Origin of the sequence: Pseudomonas sp. p106, assembly GCF_003936645.1 — a bacterium.
Taxonomy (GTDB): Bacteria; Pseudomonadota; Gammaproteobacteria; order Pseudomonadales; family Pseudomonadaceae; genus Aquipseudomonas; species Aquipseudomonas putida_E.
In genome coordinates this window covers 31,358-42,582 of the sequence record NZ_RHQR01000003.1, presented here as the reverse complement: position 1 = coordinate 42,582, position 11,225 = coordinate 31,358, and the positions used below count along the sequence as shown (strand labels likewise).

8 protein-coding genes and 1 pseudogene are annotated in these 11,225 nt (G+C 58.1%); all 9 read right to left on the bottom strand.

All coding sequences use genetic code 11. From position 1 onward, the window contains the following. Positions 1-836 precede the first annotated feature (836 nt). On the bottom strand, positions 837-1,307 hold the full coding sequence (locus EGJ09_RS04785; RefSeq protein ID WP_046784623.1) for a helix-turn-helix domain-containing protein: 471 nt from the start codon (positions 1,305-1,307) through the stop codon (positions 837-839). Next, positions 1,304-2,668 carry a type II toxin-antitoxin system HipA family toxin gene (locus tag EGJ09_RS04780; protein ID WP_177433149.1) on the bottom strand — a complete coding sequence of 455 codons (1,365 nt, stop codon included), beginning with the start codon at positions 2,666-2,668 and terminating at the stop codon, positions 1,304-1,306. Before EGJ09_RS04780 ends, EGJ09_RS04785 begins: the two co-directional genes overlap by 4 nt. A 157-nt stretch (positions 2,669-2,825) precedes the next feature. Beyond that, positions 2,826-3,404: a plasmid pRiA4b ORF-3 family protein gene (locus EGJ09_RS04775; protein ID WP_125923459.1), complete on the bottom strand. Its 579-nt coding sequence runs from the start codon at positions 3,402-3,404 to the stop codon at positions 2,826-2,828. 251 nt (positions 3,405-3,655) lie between these two features. Continuing rightward, positions 3,656-4,810, bottom strand: coding sequence for a Fic family protein (locus EGJ09_RS04770; protein WP_125923372.1), 1,155 nt, complete (start codon positions 4,808-4,810; stop codon positions 3,656-3,658). A 1,009-nt stretch (positions 4,811-5,819) separates the two neighbouring features. Further along, positions 5,820-8,255, bottom strand: a complete 2,436-nt coding sequence (locus tag EGJ09_RS04765) for a TonB-dependent receptor (protein ID WP_125923371.1) — start codon at positions 8,253-8,255, stop codon at positions 5,820-5,822. Between the two features lie 89 nt (positions 8,256-8,344). Next, complete coding sequence (locus EGJ09_RS04760) at positions 8,345-9,310, bottom strand: FecR domain-containing protein (protein ID WP_125923370.1); 966 nt, start codon at positions 9,308-9,310, stop codon at positions 8,345-8,347. Next, the gene (locus EGJ09_RS04755) at positions 9,307-9,843 is read right to left on the bottom strand and encodes a sigma-70 family RNA polymerase sigma factor (protein WP_125923369.1); all 537 of its coding nucleotides are present in this window, start codon (positions 9,841-9,843) and stop codon (positions 9,307-9,309) included. The genes EGJ09_RS04760 and EGJ09_RS04755 overlap by 4 nt, the downstream gene beginning before the upstream one ends. Before the next feature lie 433 nt (positions 9,844-10,276). Beyond that, on the bottom strand, positions 10,277-10,552 hold the full coding sequence (locus EGJ09_RS04750; protein WP_125923368.1) for a hypothetical protein: 276 nt from the start codon (positions 10,550-10,552) through the stop codon (positions 10,277-10,279). Beyond that, positions 10,549-11,172: pseudogene (locus EGJ09_RS04745) on the bottom strand (integrase domain-containing protein); the annotation flags it as partial. The pseudogene EGJ09_RS04745 and the gene EGJ09_RS04750, both read right to left, overlap by 4 nt. Between the last annotated feature and the right edge of the window lie 53 nt (positions 11,173-11,225).

Genomic DNA, 11,225 nt, shown 5'->3' with positions numbered 1-11,225 from the left:
GGGTCGTAGATGGGGTAGAACCGGTGGGGTTCGGGAGCCGGCGAAGGGCGACGGCGGCGGAGAACGGATGCGAGGATCCTGGATAGACTTACGGTGAGCATGCATGAGGTCCTTTTCGGTTGGAGCACCACGCTGACCGTCGCCAAACGGTTAGGGTGGCAGCTGTACGCAGGTTGGCGAACCGAGGAAAAGGAACCCGGCAGACCCGAGGGTCTCCCACGCACAGCCGCCATTACACGAGACAGCGGACGCAAAAAAAGCGCCTGCAATCGTGATCGGGGCGCCGTTGCGCCTTTTCATACGGGTCGCCAAACCCGGTCGCACAATTGGTTGCGACCCGATGAATTTATCCCTCCAGGCCAGCTTCCGCAAGGTTCAGTGTGGTCCGAAAGTGCATCATGAGCCGTAGGAGTTGTCACGACAGCACGCCATAGCGCGCAGTGGCGCGACAATCATGCTGAACTGTCACGTTCGCCCGTAAGGATCAGGCTTGGGATTGTTACCCAGCAGCCTAATCGCTACTTCCGGCAGGATTGGGGGGTGGCAGCTTTGTATGGGGTAGGAATACCGGGGAACTTGGAAACCCGGCCAGGCCGAAGCCTGCCCACACACAGCCGCCATTACACGAGACACGCCAAAACCGAAAACACAGATAACCGCTATCTAGAGGACCTTGCAACGTTCTGCGGAAAAACTCAACCCCCGATTACCCATGGTTACCGTTACAAGTATGAAGCCGTCGTGGTTTGGAACTACTGCGAGCAACCAGACTTAATGCCGCAACCGATCAGTTAGAGGCAAATGGGATGAGACTTTATTTGCATCCCACATCAATCTCACTTTTCCTGACTGCTTTTCCGTGCCCGTGGCGATGCCGGGCTCGACACTGCCTTCTTCGCTTTGGCTGCCGCAGGGCTTTTCCCTCGCTTGGGTCCGGCCACCACGTAGGAACTGGCCAGCGGCGCGGCCACAGCGATTGGCCCACCGGCCTTCAATTGGCCGAAACTGTTGCCGACGACCGTTGCGATGGGCTTGTCTTTGGCAGTCATCACCATACCCATCCGCACACCAAAGAGACGCAGCACAGCCTCCAAAGTGCTGAGCTTCGGATTCGACTTCCCGCTTTCCAGTTCGTACAGGCTTTTCGTGGACATCCTGCACATGGCCGCGAAGGTCTCTTGGTCAAGCCCGGTGACTTCCAGCCGCAGACGGCGGATGGATGTGCCGATTGGATCGAGCCCAGCCGCGTTGCGCTTGACGATATCCTCTACGAGCTGAGCGCGCTCTTCAGGCTGTAGTTTTTTCATCGCAGTCCCCACTCCACGAGTCGCTTATCCAGGTTATTCACGGGTAGAGAGGCTGCATTGCGCATCGATTCAGGAGCATCGGTCAGCAGATCGGGCAACGCCCTGAATTCCTCAGCCGCATTCCTCAACCGTTGCAGCAGAACATCGGGATCAGTGTAACCAACGAGCTCAGCGCAGTTGTCGCTCCAATTGGAAGACCCCTTGCGCTCCGCCGCCCACTTCGTCGTCCGTGTGATGCCCTCTTCATCCAGAATCATTGGCGCAAGGTCATAGATTGGCGCCAAACGAAACCTCCCACCCACACGCATGATGGAGGTGTTGCGGCCGTGGTTATCGGTGTTCCCTAGAATGCGATTCAGCAGATCGCGCCGCACGTACTCGAACACCAGGTCGTCCACCTCATCCTGCTGGCCGTTATCGATCCATAGACCTACCAGTCGGTGAACCACTTCGGCATGCGCCATCGGATGCGCGTAGCCGGTAATGCCGCAGATCGAGTACACCGACTCCAGCGGTATCCGCTCCACCCCGCCATCCACTACTCGGCGATCAAATCGTGGCATCCAGAGGCTTGGCTTCACTGCCTCTTCAAGCGCCAAACCATCAGTGGGAACCGTATCAAGGCCGAGGGCAGCGACCGCCTTGTAGTAATGAAACTCTGTTCGCAGGATGTCTTGGTCGCGCTCGCCGCCTCGATTACGCGCAAACTTGATCAGCCAGTGACGGCACGCCTGGTCATCGGGGAGCATCGCATCAGCATACAAAGCGCCGTCGTGGGCTTGGGTCATGACCAGCTTGGGGGCTTGCCCGTTGGCACCGGTAGCACCGCCCAACGCCGCGCCGCTTTCATAGGCGTACTCAAGAAATTCGTTCGTCCTGTCCACGACTTCAGCATGCGCGAAAGCCTCGTTCCGATCCGGCTGAAGGCCCTCCACCGACTCCTTGATGCGCAGATGCCCAATAGGGGCCGACGTGAAGCGCTCCAGAAGGTACAGCCCCATTTCCACGCCTTCGGGCTTAAGACGCCCGTAGCGGGATTCAAGAGAGTCCTTGGCAGCACCAGAGGGAATGATGTCGTAGAGGAATGCTGGATACCCTGTGACGTCATGGTGGTCCCAGTTCAACGGAAGGTTAACGCTTAGGGCCAGTTCGCAACGATCTTCCATGCGATCTAAGTTCGCGATGATGTAGTCGCTGTCGTATGCGACAAGGCACCGTCCATCAGCAACACGCTCGGGGTTCTCGACCGTGAGTGTCGCTGCATCGCCCCATGCACCATCGGAGAAAGCCTGGATCGTGAGTTTGAGCGGCATCGCCACACCATTAATCAGCATTTGAGTGCTGATTATCATAGTGAGCATAGCGGAAACCGGCAATACGATGCTGATTAAAAGCTTAAGCACGGGTAAAACCGGCAGCGAACTACCGATTATGCATTCACAGCGCACGGGTGGTGCTAGAGGTAGTTGCCACGCCTGGTAAGCATCAAAGCGCGAGAATCCGCACCGCCCGGGACTGTCAGACCCTGAATTCCTTCAGCCAACCATTCGTAAGTTCACAGTCGAAAGCCGCCGGATCGAAGATATCCCCATGCCATTCCATCATGGCCTCATGCTCTGGGTGATTGGGGTCTGCCATGGCTTGAAGAAACTCGGCATAGCCCGGCTCACCGCCCACATCTTCCGGCGGGCACGCATTGGCACCATCGACGCAATACGGCACCTGCGGACAGGCGATGGCGGGCAGCACTTTCACGACTTTGATCCGGTGATCCCAGCCGTCACCAAAGTCATACACATAGCGGAAACTCTTCTTCCCGCACAAAGCTTTGACCAAGGTCTTGCGCGCTTCCGGCTTTACCGGCGGCCCCCAGCCATCGGGGTCGGGTATGCCGTAATTCTCACCGGCAATTTCAAATTCATGCAGGTGCCCACCCTCCCATCCCATCACGACCTGGATCACTGAATGCAATCTGCCCAGGGTGATGTTTTCCGGTACCGCCACGCGGCGCCAGATGGCCGGCTCGATGTGTTTCAATTCAATGTGCAGCAACAACAGGTCTGCCGCGGGTTTGGGCAAGCGAACAGTTTTGACCATGGGTAAGGGCACCTCGCAGAGTTCAGTAGGGTGAAAGAAACGTACCACGGAAGGCAGTTTATCGACCCGATTGATCGGGTGTTCGGCGATGCGCTCCAAGAAGACGGTCGCAGCGAGATTGGATGGGTAGATTACGGTGGTTCAAGAAATGCAGCGGCCGCCTTGCGGCCCTTTCCGACCGGCCCGGCGCCCCGGCAAGGCCGCGCCAGGGTGGCAAGATCAAGCTGGATTCGGCACGAACCTGCGATTTCTCAAGGCCTATCGAGAGGTTCAGGAATGAACCCCTGCTCTCTCAGCGCCTTGATTACCCCACGCACCAGGTAGTTGCTGGAGAAGCCAATGGTGTATTGCCTCGCCCCCGGATTGACCGGCAAAAGCATGCCTTGCTCTACCAGATTTTTAATCTGATACGTTCGTTGGTTAGGGGTGAGCGTTGGAAGCGCCTGGGCAATATCACTTGATTTCACTACCTTCATCTTTATCACGCCGACAAGGATCCGTTCCTCGGTCTCGGTAATCCATTCCCGACTGCGTGCAAAGCTCACCGCTGGGTGCAGAATGCATTTCGTGAGATAGCCATAGTCGGTGAGCTTGTCCACCTTCTCCAGCTCATCCCGAATGCCTTGCAACACATAGGTACACCATGCTTCCAAGCCCGCGATGGTACCGGTATCAGCCACCCCCAGCATGGTGTAGTACTTGTCTCGGTCATTGCAGAACACTGCCGTGGGATTGAGCACTCGGCCACCCGAGTTCACGTTAAAGCCGTACTTCATCAACAATGCATAGGTCAGCAGCCTTACCACCCGCCCATTGCCATTGCCGAATGGGTGAATCCAGCCGAAACGGTGGTGCGCCAGGGCGACCTTCATCAGGGCGTACTTAGGCGAGTCGTCACGATTGATGAAGCTGACCAACTCTTGCATGTACTGGGGCACCAGCACACCTTCCGGAGGTAGATGCTCCGCCTGCGCGATCCTGACCGCGCCTTCCCGGTAGGCGCCAGGCGTTTTATCGCCTTCGCGCCGCAACCCGTGCACGGTCATGGCGTGCAGCTCTCGAATCGTATGCTCTGTCAGGTCTTCACCGGGCTTAACCACCTCTTCGATGTAGTCCATTGCCTTCTCGATGTTGGCAATTTCCAGCAACTGGTCGGTGCTCTCGGCTTTGCCTTCGACCTTGCTGTCAATGTAGTCGGCCAGCGTGGTGTGGTTGCCCTCGATTCGAGCAGACCCCAAGCTCTCCAAGGTATGGAACAGCGCCTTGAGCTGAAAGAACACCTGGGGCGGGGTGTCTCCCTCCAACCTCAGTCTGCGCAGAAACTCGAGTTCGGCCAGAACGTCAACCAATGGCGAGTCGAAGGAGGGGTTCAGCAGCTGCAGGTCGTAGTGGGAAAACTGGGGCATCTCAAAATTATCTCTAAACAGAAAAACCATTATCTAGAAAAAATCCGGCATTTGCCCTGTAAACGTTGGCTAAAACCGAATCAACAGATAACCACTATCTAGAAAACCGTGCAACCCTAAGTGGAAAACCGCGCCCCATTAAGTCAAAGCACGCAGATTCACAGCGTAAAAGACAGCCACAAAAAAACCCGCACACGGCGGGCTTCTTAGCAGGGCCAACAAGCGAAAGATCGCCACTGGCCAATCTGGATGTGGTGCCGGAGACAGACGGACGGTTACTGGCCGTGAGGGCCCCGTTTTCGTGGGGTTGGAATTTAGTGGATTTTTTGATGTACCTCATAGGGTATCTACAAATAAATCAGCTAATTATGGCTTTCCGTGGAATCGAATCGGGATTGTTGAACTCCAGTGAGAGCGACGCCCCCCCGCCTCAAACGCTAGGTAAGGAACGACAGAATCCGTGCGAAGATGGCAGCTAGCGACCCAGGCTCTATGAAAACAGCTGCGATTGTCTAACCTTCTGATCGTCGAGATCGTGGCGGGGACGATCACAAAGCGGTTTATTGTAGGTGAGGCCTGACCATAACCCTACCGAGGGTAAACACCGAAATGAGCCTTCACGTGCTTGCCTACAATCCCAAACGAATGATGAGCATCTTTGGCATCGCTGGGCTGATTAAAGCGATCAGGACATGAGTCCAATCGTTTTTTGCATCCGTGTACGGCTTTCTGGGCCGCTGCCTTTGCCCAGATAGCACAGGCCGCGGCTGGTGCCCGACTGGGGTAGATCTCCACTTACATCTGCGAATTTACAAGCGGCCCCAGCTTCTTTCGCTACTCGACTTACTTACTTGCGTTTTCACACAGGCTGGACCTGTAACCGCCCTTCGTGGGTGCGCCTTCAGCCGCGAACACCGGCAACGCCGGTGCCATCCACCGCGGTGAATGCTTCGCGAGTGAACCCGCTCTCACAAAGCGCCGCCAATGAGTTTGCCGGCGCATTAGCCAGTTAGAACCTAGCCCGCAGCGCCAGGTTAAAATTGCGCGGCTCGCCATAGAAGTTCCAGTAGTTGGGGTTGCCCAAGGTCTGGTAATACTTCTTGTTGAACACGTTATCCAGGTTGTACTGCACTTCGAGGTTCTTGGTGATCTCGTAGATCGCATGCAGGTTGGTCAAGTGGTAGGCGTCCTGCTGAATCTTGTAGTCTTCGCCGACTTCGGTCTGGGTCATCTTGCTTTGCGCATAGAAGCTGCCACCCACACGCAACTGATTGAGCGCGCCCGGCAGGCGGTAGTCGGTCGCAACCTTGAACAGGTGGCGGGGCGAGGCGCCGTTGAAGTCTTCGCCTTTCTGCTCACCACCGATGTACTTGGACTGGGTATAGGTGTACCCCGCCGATACGTTCCAGTCCGGCAGCACCTCGCCGGTCAGCTCCAGCTCGATGCCTTTGTTGCGCACCTTGTCGGATGCACGGTAGCAGGCAAAGGTCTGCGCACAGGTCACCCGTTCGGCACGGCCTGTCTGGTCGGCCTGGAACAGCGCCATGGAGGTCTGCAGGCGCTTGTCCAGGAACTCACCCTTCAAACCGATTTCGTAATTGGTGCCGGTCATCGGCAGAAGCGTGTTGCCATCTGGGTCCTGCGCACTCTGCGGCTTGAAGATTTCGGTGTAGCTGGCGTAGGCCGACCAGTTTTCGTTCAGGTCCTGCACCAGGCCGGCATATGGGGTGACTTCGCCACTTTTGGAGAAATGCTTATGGTCTGTGGACTCACGCACGCCATTGGTGTCGTCCAGCGCATCGTGGCTGTACCAGCTCCAGCGGCTGCCGAGGATGAGCGTGGTGCTGTCGGTAAGGCTGAACCGGCTGGCCGCATACACGCCCTTCTGCTCCTGGGTGCGATTGTATTGCCACTGGTTCACGTTGAGAGCGGTCGGGCTGGGCGGGTCGAACGCGGCCAGGTTGTTCATGTCGACGATGTAGCGGTATGTGGCATCGCGACCGCCGTGATAGTCGAAGTCGTCCTTGTTCCAGTTGCCGCCAACAATCAGCTCATGCTGGCGGCCAAGCAGCTGGAACGGGCCGGTGAAGTAGCCGTCGATGCTGGTCTGGGTGTCATCGAAGTGAAAATGGCGCGGGTTGAGGGTGAACAGGTCGGTGCCACCACCTGGGTAAGTGTAGTTGCCCAAAAAGTCCGACTTGGCCCACATCTGGTTCACCGCCACCACACCCTTCCAGCCGTTAGCGAAGGTGTGCTGGATATCGCCAAACACGGTGGTATTGCGCTTGTCCAGGTGGTTCCAGTCGCCAGTCAGCGAGGTAGAACGTGAAATTGGGTAGAACGCGCCGCTCTCCTGGCTGGGCAGGCCCGACCAGTCATAACCCGAGTTGCGGTCCTTCTGGTACGTGAAGCCGAAGGTGGCCAGGGTCGACTCATCCAGGTCCGCTTCGAGAATGCCGTAGAACAGCTGGTTTTCTTTCTGGGCAGTGTCCAGGTAGCTGTTTGCACTGTTGTAGGTAATGACCGAACGGCCGCGCAGGGTGCCTGCTTCGTTCAGCGGTGCAGACAGGTCGACCATAGTCTTGTAATCGTCCCACGAGCCGACCGACGTCTCGATCAACGCCTGACGCTCGGCCGTGGGCCGCTTGCGAATCAGGTTGATGGACGCAGACGGGTTACCCGCGCCTTCCATCAGCCCGGTGGCGCCACGCACCACTTCCACACGGTCGTAGATATCGGTATTGGGCTTGGAGATGGTGTCCATCGAGTACGGGTTGCCGATGTTGGTCGGCACGCCATCAATCTGCAGGTTTTCGACTGTCTGCCCGCGGGCCTGATACAGCGAGCGCTCGCCGCCGTTCTTGATGATGGTGACTCCAGTGGCATTGCGCATCACGTCATCGAGGTTTTTCATGTTCTGGTCATCCATCCGTTGGCGGGTGACCACGGTGACCGACTGCGGCGTTTCGCGCAGGCTCATGGGTAGCTTTGTGGCAGTGGACGAACGGCCCGTGGCATAAGCCCCCGTGCCCTCTGTCACATCGCCCAGGCCCTGACCGGATATGGTGGTGCTGCCCAGTGTCACTGCACCCGCTGGGTCCTCGGCCTGATGCACCAACTGGAATTCCCGCTCGTCGGTGCGCACCGCTTGCACACCACTGCCTGCCAGTATCTGCACCAGCGCCTGCTCCACACTGGTAGCGTGCACCGCCTGGCTATGCTTGTTGGCGGTGAGCGTGGCATCACCGCCAATCAACAACCCGGCCTGGCTGGCCAGCAGGTTCAGTTGCCGCGCCAGCGGCCCGGCCGGAATGTCATACACTACCCCTTGTGCCGCTGCGTCGTTGCTGTAGGCCTGGGCGGCAGCAGTGTGGCAGCCAAGGGCAAGGAAGATGGCCAGCGCCAGCGGGTGACGGCGCGAAGAAGCAGAGTCGCGGAGCAGCATGAAGGGGTCCTTCCGGAAGTAGGATGAAGTAGCGTCATCCCACCAAGCGCATGAGCATCTCAAAACCAGAAAAAGAATTTTGTTTTATTTCAGTTCGCCTCGACGGAGACCCACCAAGGCAAGGTGCGCACTACCCGAATGGGCAACGCACGCTCAAGCATTGCCAGGGTTCGGTCGGTGTCCAGCAACGGGAAGGTACCTACCGCACGCAAGCTGTTCAGCGAAGGGTCGATGCCCAGATGGCCATGGCGGTAGTCGCGCAGAATATCGATCACCTGGCCCAACGGCATGTCTTCTGCAACCAGCACTCCACGGCTCCAGTCCTGGCGCAAGGCTTGTGCAGCCGTGGATGGGTTGGCCTGCTGCGAATCGAACACCAGCGTTTGCCCTGCGCCCAGTGTGGTTTGCAAACCACTGTTGGAACAGGTTGCCTGCACGGCGCCCTCGAACACGCTCAAGGTCGTTTCCAAGCCCTGATCCCGCACGCTGAAGTACGTGCCAAGCGGTTGCATGCGGCCTGCCCGCGTCACCACGATTAGGGGCCGAGGGTCCTTGCCGGTTTCAACCAAGATTTCGCCGTGATACAGGCGCATCTGCCGCACGCCCTCATCAAACTGCACATCCAGCGCCGTTTCGCCGTTCAGCCACATCTGGCTGCCATCCGCCAAGGTGAGCGGCCGCACCTCGCCCAAGCCGGTGCGGTAGGTGGCAAACCAGCCCCGTGGCGAGTCCACCCACGCCCGCTGCCAGCCGACCCACCCCAACAGCCCTGATGCACCTGCCACGCAGAGGCTGCCAAGCACGGCACGGCGCGACTGCTGGCCTCGGCGGACGCTTTCGAACACACGCCGCGCCTGCTCTGTTTGGCCGTCGAGGGTACCGAAACGCTGGTTGATGTTCTCTACATAGCACCAGGCCAAGCGGTGGCGCGCATCTTCGTTCAGCCAGGCACGCCATTGCGCGTTGGCAGCAGGGTCATGCTGCGCTGCGTACAGCCGCGCAAACCATCCGGCAGCCGCTTGCAGCACGGCATGGTCGAGTTGTGCCCTACTCATATCAGCGCGTCATCCAGCTGCACTTCCAGCAGCAAGCACTGGTACATCGCCTGGGCCAGGTATGTGTTCACGCTACGCTCGCTCACGCCCAGTTGCTCGGCGATCTCGCGTTGCTTCATGCCCTGCAGCTGCGCCATGAAAAACGCTTCGGCCACCCGCTTGGGCATGCGTTCGAACATCGCCTGCAATTGCCCCAGCGTTTCCAGGATGACGGCTTGATGCTCCAGCGAGGGCACCAGATGCTCTGGCTGAGCTGCCAGCACTTCCAGGTAGGCCTGTTCCACCCGCCGCCGCCGCCAGAAATCCACACAGGCATTGCGCGACATGCGCCCCAAGTACGCACGGGCATGCTCGTGGTCATTGAAGGCGCGGGGTTTGGTCAGCAACCGCACGAACACATCCTGCGCCAGCTCCGCTGCATCATGGGCATTACCGAGCTTGCGCTGTAGCCACTGGCGGATCCAGCCGTGGTGGGCACGGTAGAGTGCCTCCAGTTCGAAACCCGGGGCTGGAGCACGGGGAGGGGCATTCATGGGAGGACGCCATTGTGCTAATAGGAATTATTAGCAATGGTAGCTTGGATGAATGGTCGTGGGCAATTGGGCCGAAGGGTTGCGGTCCGGGTATTTGTCCTGCATTTATCAAGAGGGTTCACCGGCCAGGCCAGAGCCATACACCGCGTCGTATTCTTTGCGGCCAAGTCCACTCCCGCAATGGTATGCGGTGATTCCGTGAAAATTGATCCTCACATGGACGCTGGACAAAAAGTCTGGGAATCGCCCCCAGCCTGATGCAGTGTTCCAATTATTGGCTTGCTACCCATCACGGCTTATCTGGCGGTTCAGGGATGAACACTGTGCGCGCCATAGGGTGAAAGGCTGCGATTGGCCGATTGCGGCCTTCCGAGAACGGACTATTTATATTGGGTCGTTGCTGTCAGTCCTGCCTATGAATATCGATCCTCGCTCAGAGCTTGAACACCCATGTTTTGTGTAAACGACAAACGAGTAGCCGCACGGTCAGAAAATAGTAGTAACGCGTCATCCTGCTGTGTCGATCTTGAAGATGTTTTAGAAACCAAGCCAAATGCTTTCTCTGCCAGGCCCAAGGCGTCTCTCGCTGCCAGCGATTTGCAATTTCAGCTTGGATAAGCGTTGCCTGCCGCATATGGCGTTGCCGCGTCGCGTGCGACCCGGTCAGCACGCCAGCCAAGAACAACTCCATATCGAATGGCTTGCTCATGTCCGTCCTCCAATGTAAGCCGCGACCACATCAATCCGACCGTGGCCCAGCTCATAGCTGACTTGCCGCCGGGCCTCACGATCAAGGGTCTTATCTACCAGACAATAGTGGCCGCCGTTGATAAGTGCGCGATGTTGGGTGATCTGCTCATAGCGCTCGCATGCGAACGCCGCTCGTAATTCATGGAAGCCTTTGAGGTTGTGTGCATGCAGAATGTCCCGCGCAGGGCGGATGATTCTTTGCAAAATGCTCAGGTAGCTTTCGTGTGGCGCAATCAGGTTGCGGCTACCCGCAGGCGACACCTGCCGTGCAAGCCTTAGTGCACCTCGAATATGGTCGTCCAATGCGATCCAACGTGGCGCCGAGGCCCCGGCGTGGCCGCCCTTGGTGCCATCCTGGATGTTGATCTGGCCTTGGTGGTCAGCCTCACAGTTTAGCCTTGGCAGATCGGCCAAGATGGCCTCACGCAAGCGCATGCCGGTGGCTCGCGCCAACAGCGCAATCGCGGCAGCGCGTTGATGATGTTGGCTGCAAAGTGCGTTGACGATCTGCTTCACGTGCTCGCGATCCTGGCCTTGCGGCACTGACTGTCGAACCCCAGTGCGCTGCATACCCAATGCCATGGCCGTCACCTCATCTGCCGTTCTCCGATCCTCGCCCCACGTCATCCCGC

Excerpts from the sequence above, each read along its gene's own strand:
- EGJ09_RS04765 (WP_125923371.1), bottom strand. The coding sequence starts at position 8,255 with ATGCTGCTCCGCGACTCTGCTTCTTCGCGCCGTCACCCGCTGGCGCTG.
- EGJ09_RS04780 (WP_177433149.1), bottom strand. The coding sequence starts at position 2,668 with ATGCTCACTATGATAATCAGCACTCAAATGCTGATTAATGGTGTGGCG.
- EGJ09_RS04785 (WP_046784623.1), bottom strand. The coding sequence starts at position 1,307 with ATGAAAAAACTACAGCCTGAAGAGCGCGCTCAGCTCGTAGAGGATATC.
- EGJ09_RS04755 (WP_125923369.1), bottom strand. The coding sequence starts at position 9,843 with ATGAATGCCCCTCCCCGTGCTCCAGCCCCGGGTTTCGAACTGGAGGCA.
- EGJ09_RS04775 (WP_125923459.1), bottom strand. The coding sequence starts at position 3,404 with ATGGTCAAAACTGTTCGCTTGCCCAAACCCGCGGCAGACCTGTTGTTG.
- EGJ09_RS04770 (WP_125923372.1), bottom strand. The coding sequence starts at position 4,810 with ATGCCCCAGTTTTCCCACTACGACCTGCAGCTGCTGAACCCCTCCTTC.
- EGJ09_RS04750 (WP_125923368.1), bottom strand. The coding sequence starts at position 10,552 with ATGAGCAAGCCATTCGATATGGAGTTGTTCTTGGCTGGCGTGCTGACC.
- EGJ09_RS04760 (WP_125923370.1), bottom strand. The coding sequence starts at position 9,310 with ATGAGTAGGGCACAACTCGACCATGCCGTGCTGCAAGCGGCTGCCGGA.